Source organism: Scandinavium sp., from assembly GCF_036271055.1.
Classification (GTDB): Bacteria; Pseudomonadota; Gammaproteobacteria; order Enterobacterales; family Enterobacteriaceae; genus Scandinavium.
In genome coordinates, this window is record NZ_DATBBJ010000056.1 from 1 (window position 1) to 26,010 (window position 26,010).

Below are 26,010 nucleotides of genomic sequence, written 5' to 3' on the forward strand. Positions count from 1 at the left end.
CTTGTCATGGGTCAAGGCGGCGTGAACGTAGCTACCCTCGGATCAGCGGGAACGACAACAACAGTTTTGCACGGGAATGCTTCCGGTCCTCCTGCTTTCGGCGCGGTGAATTTGGCAGCAGATGTTTCAGGCATTCTACCGACCACCAACTTAAGTGGCGTAGCGCTGCTCGCCTCGCCCAATATCTTCACAAGCACCAATACATTTAATTCTCCCAGTACTTTCAACGGAGTGACGAATTTAACCAACACGGTTTTTTCCGGTACTACGACTGGAACGCTGAGTGGACAACTGACAGGGGTGATGCCTCCGTGCATCACTGTCCCATTCAATACCGCTCCTGCGCTTCCTGCGTCATTCGACTCATGCAACAAGATGCCGGTAACGGGAACAGTTGCGATGCAACCAACTACCGGGACGCCCGTCAACGGCACACAACTTTTCCTGGATTGGACCAACGGAGGGGGCGGCCCCTACAACGTTACATTTCCAAGCAATTTCGTATTCCCAAATGGGAGTTCCTACAATCCTGCAAGCAACGTAGAAAACATTTTAGGATTCCGTTGGGTTCCACTTCCTAATCTTCCGCAATGCACGGCAACAAATGGTTGCTGGGAACTGTTCACTGCCCCAGCGACCGGAGGAGGTGGTGGAGGAGGAGGAAGTCCAGCAGGACCAAATGGCTCAGTGCAGATTGCTAGCGGCGGAACATTCGGGGCTGGGCCGTTGATTTCCGAAGTGACGACTACGCAATCAGCAATTCAGTATGTTTCTTCGGCGACAGGCAACGACGCCAATACTGGCCACTCCTGGGGGCAGGCCAAAGCCACCATTTGGGGAGCGCTTGAAGCTCTGCCTTTTGGTTCCGCTGGTCCTCCAGCACAAGCTGGAAACGGGACAATCTACGTAACTTCTGGCGTTGCTGTGGGAGCACCTGACGGTGGTGGATTGCGGATAACGGGAGGCGGATTCGATTTCACAAACAACACGACAGGATGGATTAAAGCGCCGCAGTTCGGAGGGTTGTCTATTATTTGCGCTCCTACGGATTCCCCAGGTTCGTTAAGTGCTCCAGCGTCTTGTCAGGAGAGTTGGTCTAATAATCCTGCAACCATGCCTGCAATCTGGGTTAATGGCACGCAAAAAGGAATTGTATTTCAAGGCATAAGCAGTCAATACCAAGGGACAGGCGTGCGTCTTGGCGTGGACTCTACTGGAAATCGCAATAGCGCTGGGGCACAAAACATCCACTTTAACAATATGACTTTAAGCGGCGGCGCTAGTTCTCTGGGGTGGGGACCGCAAGTTGATATTGGCACCAACGTTTTCTGGGTGTATTTCGATAACGTGACTTCTGCCGGAAGCCTGGAGCAATGGAGCGTGAATCTTTCACGCACTTCAGGCGTAGTTACGGCTACCGTCCAAAGTGGAGTTTCCGGGGCTTCTGCAACACACGATCTTATCGTAGGAAATCATATCTCCATTTATTCAACCAATTATGGGGATCACAGTTTTAACGGAACGTATGTGATTGCCAGCGTGCCCGATAGCACGCACTTCACTTATAGCCAGAGTAATGCGCCTGATTCCACGGGTACGGCATTCATGGCCTATGGAGACAAAGTATTTGGAATGACCGTGGACCCCGGTTCAGGAGGTGGCAGCGGACTTATATTTGTCAACCGTTGGAGTGGAACGGGCATCAAGTTTTACGGCGGCTCTAGTGGAGGCTCGGTTAAAGTAGTTGATGAAACCATTGAAGCGCCATTCATCGTTAATCCTCCTGGTGTTTGGGTTACTGGGCCGCTTGCAGGCGCTTATGTAAGCCACGTTGAAATAGCCGATACGGTCGGTGTTACTCCTGCTGTCATTGCCGACGTGAATGGTCCAGGCGGTTCAGTCAATGCAAGCAATGTGTTTGCTGACTTTCTTGCCGGAAATCAATGCGACTTTGACGGCCCGATGACTTTTGGCGGATTCATGTACGGGCCAGTAAAAGCCTGCCAAAACAACTCATTCAATCAAATACAGGCTACGCCGTTCCGCAGTGGATCGTCTGGAATTGCCGATGGGCATGTATGGGCGCAAAGCGACGATGCTAGAAGGTTGTTTGCTCCTATGGCAGTGCGTTTCCCAAACTTGGCACAAACAAATTCAGCAAGTTGGGCTTTCAATGATACTGCCGGGTGCTCTCACACACTGACCACTGGTATCTCCGCTCCTGACGGCACAACCAACGCAAGTCAAGTTTCTTGCAGTGCTGGGCAAACTGCTTTCAGCTTTCATGCTTCGCAAACTCTTCCTGTTACCGTAGCTGTAGGCCAATGGTTCATCGGCGGTGTTTGGGTGCAATCAGAAAGTGGCGGATATCCCGGTAATGGACAGGCAATAAACTTTCAACTCAATGGTGCAGGAAATTACCTCTCGAATTTCCTTGGTTATCTGGGTTCAGGACTGATGTCGTCTTCATGGGATTGGGTATGGTTCGTATTCAAAGTTACCGGCGCTGCGACACCATCAACCACGGTAGCTATGTTTGCTGGCGCTGATTCCACGCATATACTTCAGGCATTTGCTCCTGTTCTGATTCAGGTTCCTGCTGGAGCACTTAACGACAATGAAGCTATCGAATTGGCGGAACACCTTGCAGCCTACAATACAGCTTGTACAGTTGGCACGCTTTGCGATGCACGTAGTTTAATTCCACACCTTACGGGAGCGTTTACAGCAGGCCATGTTCCATCAATAACCGCAGCAGGAGATTTAACTGATAGTGGCGGATCGGGTGGAGGCGGTGGGACTTGGAACACTATTGGCAACCCTACTGGTGCATTCGCACCCAACATGGGAGCAACTGGAACGAACTATGCCAGCACATTCCATTTTCCAAATAGCCAGAATGGTGCCCCACTGGCCGGAATGTTTGGCTGGCAGTCCGACACGGCAGCTACTGTAACCACCAGTACATTCTCTCCTATGACCTTCTGGTGCGGCAATGCGTCGACAACGGGACCTGCGAGTAATGAAGATTGTTTGACGCTTCAGCACCAACCGGGGAACGGATTAAATGCTCCCATCACTACAGTTCTCTCCCACACCAAGCACGACGGCACCGCAGCCGTCAGCACAGGCATAGATACGCTTCTCGGCCCTGGCCCAGTAGCTACTCCCGTTAACTCTCACGGCGAAGGCGCAGAATACTCAATGGTAGAAGGAACTATTCCTACACTCGCGAACAGCGGAGCCGCTCTTTCGCAACCAGGACAGGACAATTGCTATGCGGATTCAACTGCTCACCACACTCTTTGCAACGATGCGCAGGCGGGGCTTGTTTCCGCCACACGCTCTCCCACGAGCGCAACGACCGGAGATGTGGCTTGCTATGCCGACACTACCGGAGCACTGCTATCAGATTGTGGACTACTGGGAACAAACACCGTTACTGCCGCTTCAAACTTCGTAAGCGGCGGATTGGTGAAAGCAGGCGGGGCAAATAAAACTCTAGTGTCTGCTGACTTGTCAGGTGGAGATTGTGCAACGGCAGGTTCGATGATCCTGACTTGCACAAAGATCAATGGAACTACGGTTCCTGCAAGCGCCAGTGCAACTGCCAATACAGTTCCTATCGTAGCAACAGCGGGAGCAATTACTTACCAATCCCAAGCATCCTGCAACACTGCAAGCACGGCAATTGGTTGGGTTACTGGAACTGGATGGAATTGCCACGCCATCACGACGGGCACCGCTCCACCCTGGGATACGATCGCGAATCCAGCAACAACCGATTTGCCTCTCGCGATGGGAACCCACATATCCACATTCACATGGAGTGCGCGAGCGGCCCCTTCGACACCAAATTTCTCTTGGATAGGCGGTCCCGATACCGGCACTTCAACGCAAGCAGGAATATTCCTTTTTAAAGATGACACCGCAAGCGTAAACACCAAGCCACTCGTAATGATAAATACCGTGGGAGCTTCAACAGCCACGCCATTGAAAGTCACAGCTCAAGGAGTGATAAACGGAATAATTATGAGCACGGCGGGAGTCCTTACCAAAGCGGGTGCCGGGAGCATCGTAGCCGACGCGATTACTAGCGCAGTAACGAGCGCAAATCTCGGTGATGCCACTGCAATAGTCCACAACAATGCTGGCAATACGCTCACGGGCGCAAGCGTAACATTCGACATGAGCGGAGCAAGCTCAACCAATTCCTTCAAGATTCCGGTGCAGGCTGGAGTAGGGGTTTTGCAGAATGGCTCACTAGGGTATGACTCCACTACTGGAGTCAACGAATTACGAGCTGGCATCAGTAGCGGAACCAGCACGATACCAACGCTTGCGGGAACAACCGATCCGACATCGGGAACGATTGCTACTTGGAGTCTGCATTCCGTACTTGGAAGCACAAATATTTTAGGCACGGCACATGGAGGAACCAGCCAGGATTTCAGTGCCACGGGCAGCGATAGTTGCGGTGGAGGGTCAACGGGAATGTCGGTAGTAAAACAAAATCATTTTTTCACAATGAGCGTAGCTTGCATTGCTGCTATAGACCTTCCGGCAGCTCTCTCCAGTTCCACCAGCATCAATGGATTGGGGATCACAGCCAGCACTGGCACCCTAACGATAGCCAACCTCAAAACACTCACAGCCAACAACAGCCTTACGCTAGCCGGGACCGACAGCACGACCATGACGTTTCCCGGAACGTCGGATACCGTCGTTACGCTCGGAGCTACCCAGACACTTACAAATAAAACTTTAACGACAGCAGCGCTTGGGTCATCAACGGCAACAACGCAAACGGCGGCTGACAACTCTACCAAGGTTGCTACTACGGCTTATGTGGACGCACATTACATTGCCGGAGGTACAGCGCTTCTTGGTAATTCAGCTATTGGCTCCGGGGCTTGCGCTACGGTTGTAACAGATGGAACAGTTACATCTGGAACGGTTGCCAATGTTCTTACTACTGACGTTATAGTATACACTCCGAATGTTGATCCTCAAGGTGTCACTGGATACGTAGCCTCGGCAACTGGATCTTTATATATTTGGGCCTATCCTACCGCTGGACATGTGAACTTTAAGGTTTGCAATAATACCAGTGCTTCAATTACTCCCAGTGCGCTTACGCTGAATTGGAAAGTTACCAGATGAAATGGTTGTTAGCATTCTTACTAGCTATACCGTTGCATGCCCAGATTCCTATGGGGGGAGTTACGGCAAATGTTACTTCTACTATCCCTACACTAATACAGATGAGGTCTAGCGCAACAGATGCCCAGGCAAACGTTGTGGGTGGATTTAATGGGGATACCGCTTCTAATAATTATATCCAAGTTTGCCTGGCTAATTCAGGACAGGTTAACAATACTTTAGTTGTGCGTACCACTGGAACAACTGCAAGCACAAACGTTTCTATTACCGATGATGGTTCAAGCTCAAATACTTATACTTTACAGCAGCATGAAACAGCGGGTGGAAGAACTCTGGCTGTTTTTACTGCATCGATTGTTAATTCCATGAGATGTATGAAGGTAGTATTTGGTGGAGGAAGTACTGATGATCAAGTAAAAGTATACGAATATAAAAACATAGCAACATCATCTCCGGTTCGCGCATCTTGTACGGGAACGGCCACAAGTGGAACAGCCCCCGCTTGCTCTGCGGGGATCACACCTACTGCCAATGACATAGTTCTTGGTTTTGAGGATGTTATCAGTTTTGGAACCAATCCTAGAGGGGGAACAACATTCACAGCTCAGTCAGGATACTCCTTAATAGATTCTGACAACACTGGATGGACTGCATCAGAATCGGTTATATCCACAGGATCGTCCACAACTCCTTCAATTACCATAGCATCAGCCACAACAAGGGCCAATATTGTCGGAATAGCACTGAAATCCTCTTCGTCAGGAGCATCATTTTCTGGCATCCATGTAAACAATGTCACATACTTTGCTCCAGAGTTTGCATTATCCTTGCCCATAACTGGAACAACTCAGACTATTCAATTTCCATGCTCCGGTAATGATTTATGGATGATGATTGGTCAGGGAGCTAGCGGGGCAACCAGCAATACTACGAGCATTACAGACAGTCACAATACTTGGACTGCGCTAACGAATCTTTATAATTCCGGAGATGGCTACGCCATTCAGTGGTGGCATGTAACGAGTCTTCCGGCTGTATGCAGCGGTACGACATCCTTTACTATAAATTTTACCGCCAATCCTTCCTTCCTTACCGTGCAGATGTTCGACCTGTCTAATTCCAGTGGTTATGACAGTTCCGCTACTTGCGGAGCCGGTTCCACTCCATGTGCAATAAATTTGAATACTGGAACACAAACAGCCACGGTGGCTGGAGCAGTGATAACTCCCAGTACTTCCGGCCCTGGCGTAATTCTTAGTTATGCTAATCAGGACTTTAATACCCTCACTAATGTTTCTCCGGGAAACTGGTCCAGCGATGTTCCTTTTTGCCCCAACAGTAGTACCGGATGCACTGGAAGCGGTATATCCACTTCAGCTTTCTATGTAGGCTCAGGTTTTGAGCAAGATGGCGGCACACTTGTGGATTATTATTCCAGCAATTCAGCGGTATCCATAACCTGGACAATAGCTAACACGCAGAATCAAGGAATAGGACCGCATTTTTCCAGCGCCGTTGCGGTGAAGCAATGAAGAGATTACTTCTTATCTTATTGTTTCTGCCCAGCGTATTGTATGCACAATGCTCCGGAGTAACGTCATGTACAGCAGCAAATCTTAGTTCTGCCACTGTTCAGGCTGCGCTTAACAGTATAAATTTAGATAACACCACACTGACGCTTCCTGCTGGAACAGCTACTTGGAGTTCTACGGTTACTTACAATAACGCATTTTCTGTGATTGTTCAGGGGGCCACAACTTGTACACCAAGTGTTCCCGGTTCCATAGCTACCGCTTGTACGGACAGCACAAACATAACGGATGGGGTTAGTGGAAACACTCCGGTTTTTTCAGTGGTTACTACGGCAGGTAAATCTTTTCGCTTAACTGGAGTTACATTTTCACTGGGAGGTACATCGGGATACCAAGATTTGATTTTTTCTGGCTTATCTACATCGTTTCGTTTAGATCACAGTCATATCGCCAACGTTCCAAGCGGATTCAACGCAATCGTTGTAGATGGCGTAGTTGGTGTCATGGATCATATCGTTGCCGATGGGCAGGACAATTCTGAGTTTTTGCGCCCCTTAGCAACTACATGGAAGGGTGTGTCGGCAAACTGCGGCAGTGGTTGCGGAGATAATTCTTGGAATGACGTAACCGGATTCGGCGGACCTAACTTCATATTCCTTGAAGATTCAACGTTAAATGGATCTGGAGTTCACGGCATGGCGGCGAGCGATTGTTTCAGCGGCGGCAGATTTGTCATGCGCCACAATACCATGGTTTCCAGTTCCCTAGGACAGCATGCCACTGGACATGCCGGAGATGACAGAGGTTGCCGTGCCATGGAAATGTACCTAAATACATTCCCAACCTTCACCGGGGCACCGGCATTTAATGTCAGTTTCATAGCTGCTGGAGCAAACGTTGTTTGGGGTAACACAGTAACAGCGGGAGCTTACAGCAATTTTATTACGTCTCACGTACAACGTTGTGGACCTCCTTCTGGGACCTGCGGACAAACTTACAATCAGACTGCACCGCCTAGTGGCTGGGGATATTGCGGCACAAGTTACGGTCCTAGTGCTTGGGATCAGAACTTAGACAGTACTGGAACGGGATGCCTGGATCAACCGGGACGAGGCCAAGGAGATTTGTTATCGGGATTATTTCCAAACAAATGCAATATCACTCAGAATCCATCTTGTAATACATTTACAGGACAATGGGCAAGGCAAAAGTTGGAACCGATCTACGCATGGAATAACACTTGGAGCTGTCCTAGTTGCGGCCCTGGTGGGCTATGGTCGCAGTATGATCCCAGCATGGCGCAGAATCGTGATTATTATTTGGACGTTGGATCTTCCTGTGCTCAGAATGCGGCATCTTGCACCAGCGGTATTGGCGTTGGAACGTTAGCACAGCGACCAGTGAATTGCATGACCAATTCTGAGGCATTCCCTGTTGGTAATAGTCCAGGTGTCGCATGGTGGGATACAAATGCTAATACCTTGTATGTTTGTACAGCAACTAACACGTGGACTACGTACTATACTCCATATACTTATCCTCATCCACTACAATCAGGAATTGTTCCAGGTTTAGTATCTGAATCTGGGAAGAACTCTACGTTGACAGTAGCTCTCGGTGCTAGCGGAGGAGGTGGATTCATACCAACGAGCACTTGTGCCAGTTTCTCGTATTGCCTTCCGTTCGCAGAGAATGCGCTTGGTGGCAACCTGGGGATCGTCGCGTTCCAGTATGCCAATGGTTCTTCAGTAACAAATACTGTAAGTGATGATAAGGGTAACGCTTGGTCCTGTATCGGATCATCGGCTGCTAGTTCTAGTAAGTTCTTGAATCTTTGCTATACTCCCAACCTTATTGCGGGAACTAATAAGGTTACTATTGGCTTTGCTTCTACCGCTGTAACACAGGTACAAGCAGATGTAGCACAGTTCTTCAACGTTGCCACTTCTAGTCCTCTGCGCACGAGCAACACTATAGTAGGTGCAAGCTCTACGACCATGACCGGCCCAGCACTCACCACCACGGCGAATGATCTGGTATACGCCATGTTCTGCCGCACAGGAACGCCAGTAATGACTTCAGGCTCATTTGTCCCCGGAGCCGGATTTACCTTGGGACTTACAAAGTACCAAGATGGCTGCGCCAGTGAGTGGCAAGTATCTGTCGGTGGTACCGTAACGCCTACTATGACAATGGGCAGCGCTTCAACTTATATTGTGTTTGCCGCTGCCTTCATTGCATCAGCTAGTTCAGCAGGCACCGCGCCAACAGCTCCGTATCTTCAGCGCGTGATGTCGTGGAGTTCGCAATCCAACATATCAACTGCTTCTACCAAATTTCAACTTCCTAATGGTTCAGGGGATTTGTTGGTTATGACCGGGGCTGGAGCAGCAAATTATCTAGGTAATAGCATTACTGATTCTGGTTCAAACTCCTGGACACTTGCAGGGCAATGTCAGGACACTGGCAGTTGCTCTTCCTCTGGAGGATTCTCCTATGAGTTTTACAACGTAAATGGAGCAGCAAATTCCACCAACACGCAAACTGTAAACTTTACTGGATCTGGCGATACCACAACTTTCTTTTATGATTTTGTTGGATCATTCACGTTTAATTCTCGTGGTCAATTTTCATCAAATGCCAATACTTCCAACTTGCTATCGGCTTCTCCATTTTCCTTTAATCCGGGATCAACAAACGCTCTCACCATTGCGACAGGGCCGATTGCCTTTAACACTGCCGTTTCTGTGGCGCAGCCTTCTACTGGAACGAATTATTTCGATGGCGGTTTCTTCGGCGGGGAAACCATCAATGGTGGTAGTGTTCCTGAATCCATCATCGACCAAAATAATATCTTCAGCCACACCTATACCAGCACTTCTGGGACATTCAACTGGCAATGGAATACGGCGATCAACAGTAGCGAGGCGAACAACGTTGGCGCGGATTTGGTTAGCTTTGCGATAATTGGACCATCTCCCGTTCCAGGACTAGTGATAACTCCCATTCAATTTTCTTATGGCAACCAGAACGTAAACACAACTTCAGCCACGCATGCTTTCACTATTTCCAATCCTGGTACGGCTTCTGCTACGGTCAGCAGCATCGTGTTCGGCGGCGCTAACCCGATAGACTTCGCGCAATCGGCTACAACGTGTCCAAATGGCACTGGAATTCCATCATTTCCGCTCGCTGCAGGGGCTAGCTGCACGGTTTCTTATACCTTTACTCCTGGAGGCACGCTTGGTCGCTCCGGTGTTATCACCGTAACCGACACGCCAGATTCTCTCTCAGCACAATCTGTGCTAACCGGAAATGGCATAGGTCCGGTGCTAGGAGGAATCCAGGGCGTTTCTCCAGTTCCTAACCAGATGGGGACGACGCTCATTTCCAATGGCAACTTTGCCGGGAATACTACCAATTGGAATCTTCCAGCTTGCATGACATATGATGGTACCGTAACACATACAGCAGATGGTAGCGGAAGTATCAAACTGACCGCTTGCCCTTCCGCTGCAACGATGTTTTGGCAACAAAGTCCCAACTACATAACCATTGGTAACAGCGGAAGATTCATCTTTCGTTGGTGGATGAAGGGTGACGGTGCCACTGGTTCGGCAACGTTGTCTTCCAGCCAAATCTTAAACTTCAACAGTCTTGCGGGAGCTTTTGCTTGCGGTACGGGAAGAACCACTGGTAGCAACGTTTCTGGGAACTTGCGATATCTTGTGCCTGCCGGTAGCAGTGATTGGGTGCAGCACGAAATTGAATGTCTTTACAACGCCCAGCTATTCAGTGGTAAGCAAATAAAATTCAATATTGCAGAGGCTACTGGAACCACCAGTACGGGAAGCGTTTGGCTGGATGACTTCGATGTTGAGGATGATTGGTATCCATTGACTTCTTTTCTGCTCTATCCCAACTTCCGCGGTAATCTCTGGAACGATAAAACTCCTAGAAAGCCACTCGCGGCTAATGGAATAACTTGGCCTTATGGCGCGCCAGTACAAGGAGAGATTGAAGGTGTAAGTGAGATTAGGCCGTCGTCCGCATCCGGTGCTACGTTTGGCACATTGACAGTTAAGATGGCCACGGTAGCAGGATGCGCCACTACTGGAGTTTTATCAACCAAGACATTCAACCCCGGAAGTAGTCCGGTTATATCTGGACAAACTTTCTGGCATTTCTTGCCGACAGATTATGGAGCACTTACCATTGGTAATCATTACTGGTTATGTTCATCTTATACCGACACCGGAGGTACGTTCACTTATCCGGACTGGGCCATAACTTATCAGAATGCTGCTTATCGCAGTACCTTGAAGAACTGGGTTGATGTGGATGCCAACATAGTTCACAACCAAGTGAACACTCTTTGGGCTGGTGCCATTGACCGTACGACTGCGACCTTCACTTATAACGGAGGTGTGCCAACTAGCGGGACTAGTTGCACGCCAAATCAGTCCAGCGCCAAGAACTGCATCATTTACGATTGGCAGGGACCATGCACAGGAACGCTCAATACTTTCTATGGCGGCAACGTAAATGTCGATGCTACCGGATTGATCCTAACGCTCGTTCACGGTATGAACTTCGACCCTACGTGGACACAGATCGCAGTGGAATCCGGCCTTACGTGGCACGTATACCCGATTACCAGTGCCACTGCTACGCAAGTTAATCTCGGCAGTGCAGTGGTAGGTTTGACATTACCGGCGACGAACGCTCCTTACCAGATGAGCGGAACTGTAAATGTTTCTGGCACGAATGTAACTTGGGTATCGGGAGCAAAGTTCGATCCTACTTGGCCATACATCAATATCGGCAATCAAGCCGCTAGCCCGACTTTCAAGATTGTCTCCAGCACTCCAACGACAATGGTGCTGGCTTCGGCACCGACGGCAGGGAACAACATAATTTATTCTGCTCCTTACGTATGCTCAGGCAATGCCGCAAAGACGCTCGACAATATCGCCGCGGCTACCACCAATCAAAACGCCAACTTCACCGGAGGGCCATCACGAGTGGCCGTGATGAAGTACATGGGCTACAACAACATCGTGGCCACCATCAGTGCCTTCGGTGTTTGCAACCCTACTCCGGGAGCCTCTGAGAATTGTCTACCCTGGTGGCAGGCTGGAGACGACTACGGATTCAGTTCCGCTGCACTTACAACTCTTTATTTTGGCTCAGCAATCAGTCAAACTATCGTTAACACTCCACCGGCATTTTTTCCGACACCTACTGTCGGAGCTGGTTCTATCACTTCTCCGTTCTTGTTCCTGGAAGCTTCGGTTGGTGAAGCAAGTCAGCCAACTACGCAATCGTTTGGAGGCGTAAACGCCATTCCTGAAAGTTTGCCATCGTTGCCAGTCACCGTAAATCTATCTGGCGCTGCCTGTGCCGGAACAAATTGCAGTGTCACAGTTACGATGCCTTCCTGCCCGATGCCTAATCCCCGTTATCTTGGTTACTACCTATATGCGGCCACCGGGAGCACTTCTACGCCACCAGTGAACACCAGTACTTCCTGGCAGTGGCAGCCGATGGCAGCGGCAACCTTTGCGCAGGGTCAGGCAGCGCAAGGCGACATTATTCCCTGCGGAACCAGCGTGACATTGAGTAATTTACTGAATACTGCTACTCAGCCTCCAACTACGGATGCTGGCAATACCGGCGCTCAGCGTCCTGGCTGGATGCCTTCTACCATGACGGATCAGACTGGATTGCAAACACTAGCTACGGACCTTGAAACTGACCCTGGGGTATCGTGGAACTATCTTGGAGATGAACCTGGACCAAAATCCGTGCCCAGCGCCTTTAACCAGATACAGACGATGAATCAGTACACCAGTATGTTTACCAGTATTCCTCATCCTGGACTTGATTCCAGTGCGCGAGATTGGCGCACGATAGAAGATATGTTCGGCTTCGATCCATACTCTACTGGTACCGTTATCTCATATTTCTCGGAGAACGCTTGGGCTACACCTACAACTTACAACAACCACCCAACATTTACACCGTTCAACTTCAACAGTCTTCAGACGCCAACCAACAACTCATTCGGTTCTGTCGCCGAGGCAACGGCGGCGCTGGATGTCACTGCCGATCAAGCCGGGCAGTATCTCTATGGCACGCGCCCCTGCCAAGCCTTCATAGGAGACTTTGCCTTCAGCCAGCTTGTAGGCTTTGGTTATGCGGAACTCAGAAGAGAAGAACTTAAACATCTTACCGGCTGTCAGAACTGGGGCATTACGGGCTTCGCCGTAAGCCGTTACATCTTTGGAAACTCCGGCATGGAAACAAGTGTGTGGGTTGGAAACACCAACCAAGTCACGCAGCAAAAGTTATGGCGTGATAGGCTCAATTCTTTGGCACCCGTGCTGTTGCAAAAGATAGATGGTTCTTCGCGGCTCGGGTTGGGAACTAAACTTACGGCTATATCTAGCAGCACAACTGTAGCCACGGATTGCGGAGCGCAGAGCGGCTACATTGATACTACTAACTATGGTCTATTCAACACTCCTGCGCAGATTCGATTCGTCACGCACATAGATCAGGCTACTGGAAACATTCTGATCCTGGCCAACAACCTCTGCTACGGAAGTCCAACCGTGACTTTCACCGGAAACTTCGGAGCAGCTACTACCGTAGCGGCTGAAGGCGATCCTGTTCCTGCTACCGATGCACAAAACTTCTATTCACGGCCAATTTCCGGTGGGCAGTTCAGCGACACGTTCGGGCCGATGGAACAGAAGATTTACAGCATTCCTTTTGCCGCTGCACCTATCATCAGTTTTAACCCGACTCCTCCCATTAATCTAGGCAGCCAAGGAGTCGGAAGTGCCTCTAGTCCCATGACGGTTACGATCACTAATACTGGGAATGCAAACCTAACATTTGGAGCGCAGTCATTTAGCGCGTTTACTGGCCTTAACGCGGGCGACTTCACTATAGCTGGTGGCAATGATCTCTGCGCCACACAGACAGTTCTTCCAGGAGCAAACTGCACAGTTGCTATTACTTTTACTCCGTCGGTCGTGGGATCAGAGGGCGCCACGCTCAACATGAATGGCAATGTGACCGCTTCTGCAGCGCTTACAGGCATAGGACAAGCAGGGGCATTGAGCACATCTCCAACGACCCTAACCTTCCCTGCCACGGTCGTAGGCCAGCACAGCCCCACGCAAACATTCACGCTTACCAATGCCGGACCGGGGATAGTGACCATCAGCAACATTCAGACCTTTGGAGACTTCTCGCAGAGCAACGCCTGCGGCACAACTTTGGGAATTAGCGGACCAGCGGCTTCCTGCGTATTCACGGTCACCTTCACGCCGACGCAAACGAGTGGATTAAATGGTAGAACTGGTTCCATCGTAATCACGAGTAACGCGAGCAACAGCCCTACCACGGAAAATTTGCAAGGCACCGGAATATCAGTGGCACAACTAAATCTGATTATAAAAAACGGCATGGTTATCAAAAACGGCGTTGTTATTAAATAGGAAAATTTAGATGAGCAAATTCTCCTTGGTAGAACTTAGCAGCAACATCGTAAGCCCTAGCTGCTTCTTCTTTAGTATTGAAGCAGCCGAGAGCTATATGTCTACTCTCATAATTAATCCCGGCACTCCATTTTTTACTAGTTGGGCGCCAAACGACACCTTTGAATCCGCTCTTGCAGTTTATCTGTGCCTTACGGTTGCACATATTTTGAGTCCGCGTACATTTTCTGATGTTATTTTTTCGGTTGTCAAGCGTGTCGTGGTTTTTGTGGTCAGCATGTTCCTTGGGTTTACATCCAATAATCTGTCGATGCATATATACATTTTTTTTATTTTTACCATTTCTTACGGCGTAAAAATCACAAGAATTCACTGTGACGCGCCAATTCCACTGAGACAAGCGGACAAAGTCTTCGGTATCGATAATGGCTATTTTGCCTCGCGTAAGTGGAATGTAGCGGTAAAATGGGTCCGATGGCTGGGTAACAGAGGGCCGCTTAACTCGGCGCTTTGGCATGTTCCTACTCCAATAGGAATGTGCTTACCCAGCCATCTTACGTTAGCTGGGAGCTGAAAACAATGCTAAAACCCGCCAAACAGACAATTGTAATCATCTCCATTTTCTCCGTGCTACTGGTGGCAATCGCCGTCTCCGACTGGCTCGGCTTTAGACCTAGTAGGAAGGTTCAAGCGCAAACCACTGGAGGCGCATATACAGAGGGTGTAGCGACCGGAACCACGATTGCCAACTGCCCTGCTCCAATGCCTGGGTTTGTACTTTGGTGCTACCCCGGGGATGGCTCGATCAATCGCAGTATCAACGGTGCAGCATTCTCTCCTTACGCAGGACCTGCTGGTCCTGTAGGTCCCGCAGGTCCCACAGGTCCCGCAGGTCCGACAGGGCCTCCAGGGACAAATGCAGTAACATCGGTAAACGGCAAGACTGGCGCAGTTGTTTTGGGGGCAACGGCAACTGCACCGACTGTGACGATACAATGAAACGATTACTTCTATTTTCGTTGATGGCTTCCTCGCTCGCCGCGCAGACCACGGTGATGAACGGCAACTTTAGCCCTAGAAGCGTGGCAAATATTCGCTATGTGGATGCTGGGAATCCCCTAGGTTGGGGTGGCACAGACGCCTGCGGGTGGATCAACAGCGCGATAGCCAGCCTTCCCACAACGGGAGGCTTCCCGGTCGGCGTAGTGGACTTCAGCGGCCTCGCCAGCACTTCCTCCGTAGCGTGCGGCACCACGGTTAGTGCCGGAAGCCCATACCTGACTCTGCGCGGTCCTGGATCGGGCGCGTTGACGTTCAATTGCACGATGGTGGGAGACTGCTTCAACACCCAGGAAGGAGCCAACTTCTTAATCGCTACAGGGTTCCGCATCTCCGGTTTCACTCTCCTAGGTCAAGCGTCAACGAACGCGAATGCGGTGGGCCTCCATGCTGGCGATATGGTTGGAGGACGCTTTGAAGACATCGCCATAGACAACTTTCTTGGCACGAATTCTTCCTGTATGCAGTTCGACAACGTGAACGGATTCTTTGAGCGCAACGTAATTATGAATGTGGAGTTAGGAATTCATGGCGCTACGCAGAGCGGTTGCACGAAAGCATTGCGCGTTACGGCCAACGGAGGGTCTACGATTAGCTTCGGTCGAACACGAGTGGTTGCCTCTAGCATTACCGTAGGTGCCGGAACAATTGGCGTAAGCCTTGAAAATACAATTTTCTGGTATGAAGGAACGTTGGAGATTAGCGGCAACATGGTTGGGAATGGGGGGACGGTGCTGGCCATGAGCGGGAGCGCAAACCTCTTCAACGACCGGATGGACATGGGATTTGAATGCACGCAGACCTGCTCAAGCGCTACGCTTCTTTCCGCAGCAGGAACCTCAACAATGAGTTGGGTGCAGGGACGATTGACAGGTGGAACGGGATTTACAAACTCGATCACAACGACGATGCCCATACGAATGAACTATGGCAGCTTCGATCAGTCAACGGGCGACACTTTGAACGCAAGCGCTATCACATTTTACAACAACCAAGGCGCAACATTCGGAGTAACACTCCTTCCCCAACCAGGAGCGCCGTCTTTCTTATCTGGGCTCTTCGACAATATTGTTTACAACAACACAAACTTTGTCACGGCTACCGATCTGACCAACAACGGAGGCGAATATGTCGGTGGTGGGCACAACGGACAGATGTATTTTGGTATCGTGCCAACAGCTTCCCCATCGACCGGACAGACAATCACCCCGGCAAATATCAAAAACTTCATCCAAGCCACGATCAATCCTCCCTATTTCAATATTAAACCTGCGCTTGATCTTGTCGAGCGGGCCGCACCTGCCTGCGTCGTAGGTGACGACGTTGTGTGGGGAGATTCAACTCATTACTTGCGGGCCTGCACTAACGGAAGCAACATTCACAAGGTAGCGTTGACCGAATCCGGTTCCTGCGCCATGTCCAGCGGACTAACCTGTACCTTCACGGCCAGCGCAGCCTTTAACTCAACGCCGTTTTCGTTCGCTTCGATTGATGCGGCCTCGACCGTCCCGGCAACGGCGAACAGCGCCAAGTGCAGCATCTCGGGAACTACCGTTACGATTACGGCAGGCATTTCGAATTCGCTAACCTGGGACTGTCTGCTTGTCGGAAATCCAAATTAGGAGAAGTCCATGGCAAAAACAGTATTGCTTGAGGCATTAAAAACTGGAGTGCTGGTGCTGGTTAGCTTGGTAATCGCCTTGCCGTTGGTTGATCCAGTAAAGTTTAGCCTGCATTCGCTCGGCGGGTGGGGGCACATTATCGAAATCGTGGTGATTGTAATCTTGGTTGTAGAGGTGCGTTATCGGCTGGAGGAATGGGCTAGGAGTCAGAAAGAAAATGCGCCTAAAACCTAAAAATGGCCCCCCAAACCCGCCTAGGCTGTTGAGGGGGGCCTTGTTTGAGAGTTGACGACTCACTCCTTTCTGTCTACGCGAAAGTCACTGTGCCACTCTGGGCTAGGCCCGCTACCACTGTTACATTCCCTGTTCCTGTGATAGTATTACCGGAATCCGCAAAACTGATTGCCGCCGTGCCCGCTGCCACGTAGTCTAGCAACCCGCTCGCAGGGTCCACGGTTACCGCAGGATTGCTGCTCGCCCAGGAGATTGTTCCAATAGGCTTGACCTCTATGCCGGTGCCATTCAGTCCGGTCCACTCGTGGGCGCTGGCTGTCTGGGGTGTATCGGTAATGTGTACGGTAATATCCATGTTTTCTCCTCCGAAATTTACTGTGGCAGACTTCGCTTCATTGAATAGCACCAATTCCTTAAGAAGTCTCTGGTTTTCTTTTACCGCGACAAAGGTAGCGCCAGCAATAGTCTCGATGCGTTCCAGGGTTTTCCGGTCTTCGTTTGTGAATGCCATATCAACCTTTCGGTTTTAATCTTACAAGCTATGCTCATTGATGCGGACCTACACGAATATTCCCTAGATTACTCCAACCCCCCAAGAAGACCGTCAGGAGCCAGAGCACCACGGCAATTACCACCACCGCATTTAGGATTTGCTTAATTTTGGCATCCATTGGTAGATAAGTGTTGGCGAGCCAAAGCAGTACTCCAATTACAATCAGAACGATTACGATTTGTACTAGCGGCATAAGTTTTATTCTATCCTCCTCGTCCTAATAATACGCCACAGGAGGCACAGCAGCATCACTGCCGTGCCTCCAAATATTTGAAACAGTGCTCGCTCGCCTGCGCTCATGATCGCAGCAACTTGCCAAGCAACAGTGCGGCTACGCCAATGCCCAGCAGCATGACGGTACTGGGTTCCGGGACCGGAGTATGGTCGTCAAGGTCTGAAGGTTCAGATATGAATGGGGGTTCAAACAGGAACGGCCAGTCTTCCTCTACCGTTGTGGGCAGGATGTAGTGCTCCAAGTCGGGAACCACTTGCGGAAAGTACTGTTCAAAGTACCCGATGTTCAATTCCATCTGCGCAATCAGATCGTTTGCTTGCTCGATGGTGAGGTCGATATCTGGAGGAGCAGTCGAGTCTGCGCTTGCCAGCGGTACGTACAGCGATAAAACAAGTGCTGCCACTGCGAGGTATCTCATTTGTTTCTCCTTGCCCCTGGGCTGGGTAGGGGTTACCCTTACTGCACATCCGTTCTATGACAAATCTCCGAACTGTCGAGTTCACATCCGTCACTTCCGAATCCTCCTCCACCTCCTCCCCCGCAAGGTCCGTTGCAACTGTTATTCTGCACTTGGCCAGCGGCATACTGGATTCCATATTGAATCAACAGACCCACTACGATCTGACAGAACCAGTCGCAGCCTAACGTACTCATGGACGTATGCCGTAAGTAGTCGGGTTCGATAGGCCCGATTTCCCTGTTGTCCCTGAGTATCGTCAAGCCCGTGACTATGAGCGAGAGTACTACCACGAAACAAAGTACCGCTTCGATTGTTTTTCCTTTCATGTTGTCTCTTTCCGAGCTGGGTGTATGGGCATTCGCCGTGTGGCTCGTTGAAGGAAAGGAGGTGTGCCTTTAGCGCTTCAAGGTGGGACCACTTCCAGTGAATGCCCATGAACCTAGCCTTTTACAGATGCTCCTTCAAAAATGCTCTAGCTCTGCCCTTCAGAATGTCTTCAACAGAGAACCGAAGCAATTTCCACCCAAGCACCACTGCGTGATTGTGTTTATCTAGGTCCTGCTGGTATCCCTTCCCCCTAGTATGCCGACCGCTAGTCCAGATTCCACCTTCCTGCTCGATTGCTATCTTATATTCTGTCAGCGCCCAGTCGAAGCGCCATTTCCGCAATGGATGAAAGCGGTATTCGCTCTGGAATTCAAAACCCAATTCGGCCAGGTGCTTCTCAAACAGAATTTCGGCCACCGTCTTCTTTTTCTTTTTCATAGTGCCGTAACTTTTACCTTCTTTTCTACGCGCAATCCAAGGAAAGCGGCCACTCGCTTTGATGGGAGCCTGTCGCCGTTCATCAGCATATATATGTATGCAGGCGTTACGCCAAGTTGCTTGCCCACGTACGCTGCGCCCCCCATCCGCTTGACTATTTTCCTAATCAGGTTGTCTCGCATGGCACCCATTATTAGCTATAATTTATGAAAGTCAACAGGATCGTGTTAGTACTATTTAGAATGTGAGTACTGATACCAACAATAATTGTTGACATCCGAATTGCGCTCGTGCATCATCCGCACAGATGGAGGCGCAACCCGCCAGAAAAGAGAAAATCAATGGACATCGTGCAAAAACTAAGAAAGCTTGCAGATTGGTTTGAACAGCATCCAGGAGTACCTGAGCCACACTTAAACCGCATTGACATTTTCGCATTTGAAAAGGAAGACTTTTTATCCGCAGCAAGGGAAATGGGTCCAGCGTCTAAACATTCTGATGAAGAGTGGTACAATCTTACTACTTCCGCAGAGCATTCCGGGATTCCAGTAGAATTAACCATCCGACATCGAAATATGTGTGAACGCATCGAAACGAAAGTTTTAGTGCCAGAGCAAATTATACCGGCAAAGGCAGAGGAGATTATCCCAGAGCACGAAGAAGTACGGGTTGAATGGAAATGCCCGGAAAGCATTCTATCTGCCTAGGTCTCGCTTGCCTACGGTAGTGTGAGACCGCAGGCAAGCGCAACCCAGCGCTAGATGGAGGCAATGCCCAATGACTCTACGTTCTTATATCAACACAAGTGGAGAATTTTGCGACAAGTGCAATAAACCGATGAACCCGGAAACTCCCGGCATGGAAGTGCATGGCAATTCCAAAGAGACTGGCCAGCAAGTAATCTGGGTTCACATTGATTGCTTGCAGAAAGAAATCCGCAAGATTGAGAAACAGCATATTGTAGAACAGCGTTTTCCGGTGCAGCGATGAGATTCCCGCACTACGAAGGACAGCTACACGACGCCAACCAGCCCTACGAACCTGACTTCGACAAACTCTGCCAGCAAGCAATGGATGAGTGGGATAATTTACTAGAAACCACGCTAGCACAGTGGCATGAGCGCATTGCGAGAGGTGAGCAATGAGCGAAATGTGGAAACGCAAAGATGAATCCATTATGGAAGCTATCCGCCGACTACAAGACGGAACTAGACGGCTACAAGACAATATCGACAACCTATTTGACAGTCACGACCTGCCCGACATCTATCCCAAACCGGAACTAACGCCTTGGACCCCGACAGAGGAATCCGCGTTTCAATCGTTCGTGCGCACCCTAGAATGGACTTCAGAGGATGAATTCGGATTCCAGTTGTTCACGGTCACGGAGGGTTTGCTATGAACACGCTAAGTTGGCTTCGCTGGCTCCGCAGTCAAGACCCGATGGTTAGGATCACGCTAGATGCCACTATGTTTTTCGTATGCTTGTTTGTCTGCATCTGCATGGTGTATGTCATTGGCGCATTGCTTGGGGGGTAGCCATTCTGGACATACTTAACTGCGCCATGCTTGCTTGCGGGATCATTCTTGCTGTGATTTTGACAATTGATATCGTTCGTACTTGGAGGAAAAAATGAGACGATATGTAGACCGTGAACGAAGGCGCACAATTGAAGCTATTTGGGATCAAGCAGGCAGCATCCCATCACAAGGTAGACCTGCAACGTGCCAAGGGAATAGCGGAACTAATGGGAAAGTTCGGTCGGGTAATCACAAGCGACGACGTGCGCGATCTCTTTCGTGAACGGCACGGCTATGAATTGGAAATAGGTAATGCGCTGGCGGCACTATTCAAAGGTAAAAAGTGGATATTCTGCGGTCGCGTTAAGTCTAGACGCAAGGAAGCTCATAACCGCTACATCTGTAGCTGGAGGCTGAAAGCATGAACGGCGCAGAAATCTACCAAGGCATTTGCCAAATCGTTATGAAGCACTGCCCAGATTCGACCGTGCCAGTGGACGCTGCTACCGTGCGAGCGATGCGGCTCGACATCTATGAGACCGTATGGACAGAAGCGCATAAGACAGCCCCATGTGCACATCCCATGAACAGATGGCACAAACGCGGCAGTGATGCTCACAAATTTATCATTTGCTTAGAATGCGGTCGCGAAGTGGAGGACAATGACCAAACAACTAACGCTAGCGCATAAAATAATGGCGATTTGCGAGGAGGCGGCTGCGGTGGAGCGCGGCGGCACGAACGATGAGGAGCGTTACAAGTACCCTCGCGTTAGTGATGTGCTGGACGTGGTGCAGCCGCTAATGTGGAAGCACAAGTTGATTCTTACTCCATTAGAGGGCCGCGACACAACGCCAGATATTAAGCGTACCGATACTCCCAAAGGATCAATTGCAGATTTAATTATTGAGTGGAAATTGGAGGACATTGTTACATCCGAGTACCGCATATACCGCATACCTGGGAGCGGATGGTCGAAGGATGACAAAGCTAGCTATAAGGCAATAACTGGCTCCAGGAAGCAAGCGCACGTGCTCATCTTCGGTCTGCGCACGCTAGACGCAGAGTACGAGCCGGAAGCCCCGCACGATTACCCCATCGACCGCGAGGAAGCAGTGGAGGCAGCGAAGCAGATCGGAGAGAAGAAAGCAGAAGAACTGAAGCGTAAGCGGCCCACGGTCGCAGAGAGAACGGAAGAACTGAAAGAGGCAATGCGTGCTGAGACGCGATAAACAAGCCACGGCGGCTCGCGGATTCAAGGACCCACGTTCCTACGTGGCAAACTGGCACCACACAGCCCCGCACGATTGCAGCATTGAGCATCCATGCGTATACCTGAAAGGGCAGGACGCCAGCGATGCACACTTTGCTGCTTTCAGGCGAGCAGTAGGCCGCTGTTTCTTCTGTGGTGCATGGTACGGCCCGAAATATGGACAGATGCACCATATACGCGGAGGACTCGGACGCCAGCGCTGCACATGTGCGTGTAACATCGTATGGAGTTGCGTCAAATGCCATCGACAGCACCATGTCCGTACTCGCTTCGGAGAGGCAGCAGCATGAAAGTCAAGATTGGAGACATCGTTGTTGTTAGAGCGCGAGTAGATACAATCGTAGAGAGTGACCAGGGTCGTTCTATCCATGTGCTTGTTGGAAGCGGTGAGGATTTTATGGGAGAAAAGCATATCTGGGTAAAAGAGAGCGACCTACTTCCATTGCCAGAGTCTAGCAACAGTATAATTAAAAAGTGGTGGGCATCTCATGAGATTTGAGCGCACGTACAAGAGCACCACTTGCCAGATATGGCTAATCGGTGGATGGCGTCTGACACGCTTCGTCGGTGGTCCGACTTGGTGGGTATGGGTAGGGTTGCAATGAAAAGGAAATGGAGAGTCGAGAAGATGTGCGACAACTGCCCATTCGACAGAAAAGGCCAAGGGGTTCATCTCCGCCAATCACTGGGACGTGGCAGGTGGGCTGAGATTCTTGCTCACTTGCGAGCGGACGGGCATTTCCAATGCCACAAGACGACAGACTTCGATGACGACGGCGAAGCCAAGCGCAATACTGGTTTGCTGTGCGCTGGCTCGCTTGAATGGCAAATGAAGCGTTTGGGTCATCATGGCCAGTTAGCAAGAATCATGGCGAGTTTTAAATGACTGAGCGGGTTTCCAGCCGTGTGAATTCGCCGTTTACCGTGCTGGGAAGAGAGCCGGGGCCAAAAACAGGGGGACGAACTGTTGACAAGCCCCGGCTTGAGATTGAGTTTGGCGGTGGATAGTCGCAGCGCCGTCAACGGGGCACAGATGCAGTGGGTACTCCATCCCCACTGCGTGGGCAACTGTGCCCCACTATTGCTGCAAATGATGCTGGTATGCTAAGCTTGTCTGGAAGCGGGGCCTTCCCTCGCTTTCTGGACTTGTGGGGGCTGGGTGCCACATTCACTCAGCCTTCACTTCGCCTAATGTGGAGGCGTAAGTTGGTCTACCAAGGTTCAAACCAAACCCCATTTAGCACTAATGAACCGTTACGCATGAGGCTGGTGTTGGCAAAATTCTTGCGGTTTCAAACAAATCCAAGCTCTGCTGCCGAGCAACTTGGTACCGCCGAAACTGCAAGTCAACCACCTGTCTTCACGATCCAAGACATAAAGAGCGCAACAGGCAGTAATGAGTTGGGCCAGTTTAGGCCAACTGAGCGGGACCTGTCTGTGAGGTTCGCGGATCGCTATTTGGGTGCACATCTCATTTTAATTTGAGACTGGGATGGGGTACCTACGGTGCCCCAAACCCCACCCTTTAAGAAAAGGCAAACCTACCCAAGAAGTCTGAGGCGGGAAAAACGGATTATGGCGCATTCTTAGTTTGTGATACACTTTCCAGCGAAAATGGCCATAAAACTTCTCTTCCATGTAGTCGATAACGCCGACAAGGATTTCTATGTAGTGGCCGCAGATGTCGCCGACGCCTACGAGAAATTCCGCGTTTGGCGCGTGCCTCCCGGTGCCGGTGCTCCGCCATACGGAGGAATCGCCAAATCCGTCAGCTTGGCCGGGGAGTTAATCCCTGAAAACTAAGGCCTGCCGCACGATATTAGCAGTACATTGCTACTCTTACTGGTATCGACAGTCGGGTCTGCGCCGTCTTTGCAGGAAACTGCGATCTCCCTGTGGTTGACATAGACTGCCTTTATGACTTTATCTACTTTCCATGCTCCATTCGCCAAGAGACATGCGAACAACAGAGCTACGACTGCCAACATGATTTTGCGCATAGTTCTTCCCTCCTGAGGCTAGGTATATCGTACTGCTCGCTTTTTCCAAAAAACAGGAAACATTTTGGCAGTTAGCGAATAAAATTTAGCCAGCTCGCCATAGCGCCATAGGATTTTATCGAATTGCCGGAACAAAAAAATGAACGAAAAATTCTAGGCTTTTTGCAAACCAAAAACTGAACGAACGTGTGAACGTTTGAGCACAAAAAAAGGCCCTAGGTTTTTACGCCTAGGGCCTGCGTTTCCGGCACTCGATTAGACGATTAGAAGTCTACTCCACTGGCCGCTATTGCCGCAATAGCTTTCGGTACGCTCGCAGCAATTCGCGCTACTCGCTTCTCTGCTACGCGGACCTGTGCTTCATAGCGTGCCAGCCCATGCACCGCAACTGGCGCAAGCATTTGAAGAGCAGTTGCCTCTCTGTACTTGTGAACGTCATCAAGAAACGATTTGAGCAGAGAGGCAGAGTACTTTGCTGCTAGGACCCAACAAAACGTTGAATCCTGCACGGTATCGGCTGAGGTACTCTCTGGGGTAGGGGTAGAATCGGGCTGGGACGGCGCAGGAGAAGACTTCTCCTCTGTTAAGGCTTTCGCCTCATTGCGGTCTCTAACGTCTGTCCTAGGGCCTTCCAAGCGTACAGGCATAAGCACAGCGGTTATCTGCCTACCATCTTCTGTTTTCGTTTCCATCTTGACGGCCTTCTCCGGGCTGTAGACTGTCAGCACGATATTCGGAGATTCGCCTGCACCGTTCTTTGCCATGTAGTCTGCTAGCAGGCGAACGTATTCGGCTGAGAGTCCAATGGTGACAACTGGCTTGGCATTGTCCGCAGGGAGTACGGCTTTGTAGTTTGGGAACTGCCCTTCGGCTTTGGAGTCGAACGTGGAAACGTTTGTCAGGTCGTTCACATAGAGTTTATTGTCAGTTCCCAGTACGGCAGTCCTTAGTACTGGAATGGTATTCTTGCGTGGAATTGCTTTGAGTGCAGCGCTGGCAGCAACCCCGTTAACCAATTGCATCTTTTCCACGTTCGCTGGAGTCAACCCCGGAGTAACAGGGAAGTTTTCTTCTTTCAATTCGGTTGAGTGTGGCACGGTCACTAGGTAGTGTCCGTTTGTGACTACGCTGCAATCCTTGTCAACTCCGAGTGACCGTAGGGCAGAACGGCTTTCCTCTTTGCTGACAAGTTTACTCAATTCTAGTTCTTCTCTGGTAAGTAACATTGTACTTTCCTCCATCGTTCTTTTCTCGCGCATGGGTTGCGCGTGCTCGCGGTCTCTCACTACCGCAAGCAGGCGAAACCTAGAGCGATTCTTGCAGCAAGGTAAGCGCTTGCATGCTTTCATCCATTGTTAGCCAGTCGATGAGACCTTGTTCGTAAAAGTCGCAGATATGGTGGGAAACGTTTTCGAGCGCGTCCCACTTTTCGCGGTAATCATCGGCCTCGTGCCGCAATTCGAACCACTCTTCTGTTCCACGCCTAAGTGAATTGTCCATTGTTTCCTCCATCTTTCTCCGCGCTAGGGATGCGCGATAGAGACCGCCTGTCACACGATCTCGACTCGCATCCTACGCTTCGCGGGATTCAAGTTGTGCCAATTTGGCTTTTAGTGCAGCTAATTCATTAGCGTCAGAATTTCCACTGAGGACCTGAAAAGGCTTATTCCACTTGCCAATATGGATGTTGACGTAGTGTCCGACATTGAAGTAATCGGTTTGTATGTCGGATTTGTCCCAATTGCCAGTGTTCATAGCGTCTTTAATGCGTTTGAACGTATCAAGCAACTTGCCCTCGAAATTATGCTCTAGGTGGTATTCATTCAACTGGATATAGCCATCAGTCCAGTTATTTTTGTTGGCGATTGCGAACAGATCGACTGGCGCAGCACTAATAGTAAGAATGAGTGTTGAGTGATGATGCACAGCAAGAGACCATTTCCAAGTGCTAGGAATGACTTTCTTTAACTCTAGGGCGATTGTGGCTTTCTTTTCTTGATTCATAAAGGCCATTTGTGTTTCCCTCCATGCGTGAAGTGCGCGCTTAGATGCGCGATAAGGTCCACTCTTGCGAATGGACCT

Annotated in this window: 19 protein-coding genes; 11 read left to right on the top strand and 8 right to left on the bottom strand. The window is 50.1% G+C overall.

Annotated features, from left to right (window positions below):
- Positions 1-111: 111 nt before the first annotated feature.
- From VH187_RS07900 to VH187_RS07910, 3 genes are read left to right on the top strand one after another with little or no spacing between them, the layout of a single operon-like run.
- Positions 112-5,163 (top strand): beta strand repeat-containing protein, encoded by a 5,052-nt coding sequence (locus VH187_RS07900; RefSeq protein WP_329700912.1) that lies wholly within the window; start codon positions 112-114, stop codon positions 5,161-5,163.
- Positions 5,160-6,695 (top strand): hypothetical protein, encoded by a 1,536-nt coding sequence (locus VH187_RS07905; RefSeq protein WP_329700913.1) that lies wholly within the window; start codon positions 5,160-5,162, stop codon positions 6,693-6,695. The genes VH187_RS07900 and VH187_RS07905 overlap by 4 nt, the downstream gene beginning before the upstream one ends.
- The gene (locus tag VH187_RS07910; RefSeq protein ID WP_329700914.1) at positions 6,692-14,206 is read left to right on the top strand and encodes a choice-of-anchor D domain-containing protein; all 7,515 of its coding nucleotides are present in this window, start codon (positions 6,692-6,694) and stop codon (positions 14,204-14,206) included. Before VH187_RS07905 ends, VH187_RS07910 begins: the two co-directional genes overlap by 4 nt.
- Here the strand turns inward: VH187_RS07910 and VH187_RS07915 are convergent.
- Positions 14,199-14,723 carry an AP2/ERF family transcription factor gene (locus VH187_RS07915; protein WP_329700915.1) on the bottom strand — a complete coding sequence of 175 codons (525 nt, stop codon included), beginning with the start codon at positions 14,721-14,723 and terminating at the stop codon, positions 14,199-14,201. The genes VH187_RS07910 and VH187_RS07915 overlap by 8 nt on opposite strands.
- Positions 14,724-15,201: 478 nt before the next feature.
- Here VH187_RS07915 and VH187_RS07920 point away from each other — a divergent pair, with 478 nt between their 5' ends.
- Both VH187_RS07920 and VH187_RS07925 read left to right on the top strand, forming a co-directional pair.
- Complete coding sequence (locus VH187_RS07920) at positions 15,202-16,887, top strand: hypothetical protein (protein ID WP_329700916.1); 1,686 nt, start codon at positions 15,202-15,204, stop codon at positions 16,885-16,887.
- Positions 16,888-16,896: 9 nt separating this feature from the next.
- Positions 16,897-17,121, top strand: a complete 225-nt coding sequence (locus VH187_RS07925) for a hypothetical protein (protein WP_329700917.1) — start codon at positions 16,897-16,899, stop codon at positions 17,119-17,121.
- 73 nt (positions 17,122-17,194) lie between these two features.
- Here VH187_RS07925 and VH187_RS07930 read toward each other — a convergent pair whose 3' ends face one another.
- From VH187_RS07930 to VH187_RS07940, 4 genes are all read right to left on the bottom strand, one after another.
- Complete coding sequence (locus VH187_RS07930) at positions 17,195-17,632, bottom strand: hypothetical protein (RefSeq protein WP_329700918.1); 438 nt, start codon at positions 17,630-17,632, stop codon at positions 17,195-17,197.
- A 34-nt stretch (positions 17,633-17,666) separates the two neighbouring features.
- Positions 17,667-17,867 carry a Thivi_2564 family membrane protein gene (locus VH187_RS23465; RefSeq protein WP_414713915.1) on the bottom strand — a complete coding sequence of 67 codons (201 nt, stop codon included), beginning with the start codon at positions 17,865-17,867 and terminating at the stop codon, positions 17,667-17,669.
- Between the two features lie 103 nt (positions 17,868-17,970).
- Entirely contained in the window at positions 17,971-18,327 is a 357-nt protein-coding gene (locus VH187_RS07935; protein WP_329700919.1) for a PEP-CTERM sorting domain-containing protein, read from the bottom strand.
- 489 nt (positions 18,328-18,816) lie between these two features.
- Positions 18,817-19,134, bottom strand: coding sequence for a PDDEXK family nuclease (locus VH187_RS07940; protein ID WP_329700920.1), 318 nt, complete (start codon positions 19,132-19,134; stop codon positions 18,817-18,819).
- Between the two features lie 341 nt (positions 19,135-19,475).
- On the opposite strand from VH187_RS07940, the gene VH187_RS07945 reads away from it, so the two are divergent.
- The 6 genes from VH187_RS07945 to VH187_RS07970 all read left to right on the top strand — a co-directional run bounded on the left by VH187_RS07945 (position 19,476) and on the right by VH187_RS07970 (position 22,427).
- Complete coding sequence (locus tag VH187_RS07945; RefSeq protein WP_329700921.1) at positions 19,476-19,841, top strand: hypothetical protein; 366 nt, start codon at positions 19,476-19,478, stop codon at positions 19,839-19,841.
- 70 nt (positions 19,842-19,911) lie between these two features.
- Positions 19,912-20,124, top strand: a complete 213-nt coding sequence (locus VH187_RS07950; protein ID WP_329700922.1) for a hypothetical protein — start codon at positions 19,912-19,914, stop codon at positions 20,122-20,124.
- Complete coding sequence (locus VH187_RS07955) at positions 20,121-20,279, top strand: hypothetical protein (protein ID WP_329700923.1); 159 nt, start codon at positions 20,121-20,123, stop codon at positions 20,277-20,279. The genes VH187_RS07950 and VH187_RS07955 overlap by 4 nt, the downstream gene beginning before the upstream one ends.
- Before the next feature lie 507 nt (positions 20,280-20,786).
- Entirely contained in the window at positions 20,787-21,080 is a 294-nt protein-coding gene (locus VH187_RS07960; RefSeq protein ID WP_329700924.1) for a hypothetical protein, read from the top strand.
- Positions 21,081-21,317: 237 nt separating this feature from the next.
- Entirely contained in the window at positions 21,318-21,887 is a 570-nt protein-coding gene (locus tag VH187_RS07965) for an ERF family protein (protein WP_329700925.1), read from the top strand.
- Positions 21,888-22,214: 327 nt separating this feature from the next.
- The gene (locus tag VH187_RS07970) at positions 22,215-22,427 is read left to right on the top strand and encodes a hypothetical protein (RefSeq protein ID WP_329700926.1); all 213 of its coding nucleotides are present in this window, start codon (positions 22,215-22,217) and stop codon (positions 22,425-22,427) included.
- Positions 22,428-24,191: 1,764 nt separating this feature from the next.
- On the opposite strand, the gene VH187_RS07975 is transcribed toward VH187_RS07970, so the two are convergent.
- The 3 genes from VH187_RS07975 to VH187_RS07985 all read right to left on the bottom strand — a co-directional run.
- Entirely contained in the window at positions 24,192-25,154 is a 963-nt protein-coding gene (locus tag VH187_RS07975) for a hypothetical protein (RefSeq protein WP_329700927.1), read from the bottom strand.
- Between the two features lie 79 nt (positions 25,155-25,233).
- On the bottom strand, positions 25,234-25,428 hold the full coding sequence (locus tag VH187_RS07980; protein WP_329700928.1) for a hypothetical protein: 195 nt from the start codon (positions 25,426-25,428) through the stop codon (positions 25,234-25,236).
- A 72-nt stretch (positions 25,429-25,500) separates the two neighbouring features.
- A partial coding sequence (locus tag VH187_RS07985) for a hypothetical protein (protein ID WP_329700929.1) occupies positions 25,501-26,010 on the bottom strand: 510 nt, incomplete at its 5' end.

Coding starts and splice junctions, on each gene's coding strand:
- VH187_RS23465 (WP_414713915.1), bottom strand. CDS start 17,867: ATGCCGCTAGTACAAATCGTAATCGTTCTGATTGTAATTGGAGTACTG.
- VH187_RS07970 (WP_329700926.1), top strand. CDS start 22,215: ATGAAAGTCAAGATTGGAGACATCGTTGTTGTTAGAGCGCGAGTAGAT.
- VH187_RS07910 (WP_329700914.1), top strand. CDS start 6,692: ATGAAGAGATTACTTCTTATCTTATTGTTTCTGCCCAGCGTATTGTAT.
- VH187_RS07920 (WP_329700916.1), top strand. CDS start 15,202: ATGAAACGATTACTTCTATTTTCGTTGATGGCTTCCTCGCTCGCCGCG.
- VH187_RS07905 (WP_329700913.1), top strand. CDS start 5,160: ATGAAATGGTTGTTAGCATTCTTACTAGCTATACCGTTGCATGCCCAG.
- VH187_RS07930 (WP_329700918.1), bottom strand. CDS start 17,632: ATGGCATTCACAAACGAAGACCGGAAAACCCTGGAACGCATCGAGACT.
- VH187_RS07925 (WP_329700917.1), top strand. CDS start 16,897: ATGGCAAAAACAGTATTGCTTGAGGCATTAAAAACTGGAGTGCTGGTG.
- VH187_RS07940 (WP_329700920.1), bottom strand. CDS start 19,134: ATGAAAAAGAAAAAGAAGACGGTGGCCGAAATTCTGTTTGAGAAGCAC.
- VH187_RS07980 (WP_329700928.1), bottom strand. CDS start 25,428: ATGGACAATTCACTTAGGCGTGGAACAGAAGAGTGGTTCGAATTGCGG.
- VH187_RS07935 (WP_329700919.1), bottom strand. CDS start 18,327: ATGAGATACCTCGCAGTGGCAGCACTTGTTTTATCGCTGTACGTACCG.
- VH187_RS07945 (WP_329700921.1), top strand. CDS start 19,476: ATGGACATCGTGCAAAAACTAAGAAAGCTTGCAGATTGGTTTGAACAG.
- VH187_RS07975 (WP_329700927.1), bottom strand. CDS start 25,154: ATGTTACTTACCAGAGAAGAACTAGAATTGAGTAAACTTGTCAGCAAA.
- VH187_RS07950 (WP_329700922.1), top strand. CDS start 19,912: ATGACTCTACGTTCTTATATCAACACAAGTGGAGAATTTTGCGACAAG.
- VH187_RS07915 (WP_329700915.1), bottom strand. CDS start 14,723: ATGCCAAAGCGCCGAGTTAAGCGGCCCTCTGTTACCCAGCCATCGGAC.
- VH187_RS07965 (WP_329700925.1), top strand. CDS start 21,318: ATGACCAAACAACTAACGCTAGCGCATAAAATAATGGCGATTTGCGAG.
- VH187_RS07955 (WP_329700923.1), top strand. CDS start 20,121: ATGAGATTCCCGCACTACGAAGGACAGCTACACGACGCCAACCAGCCC.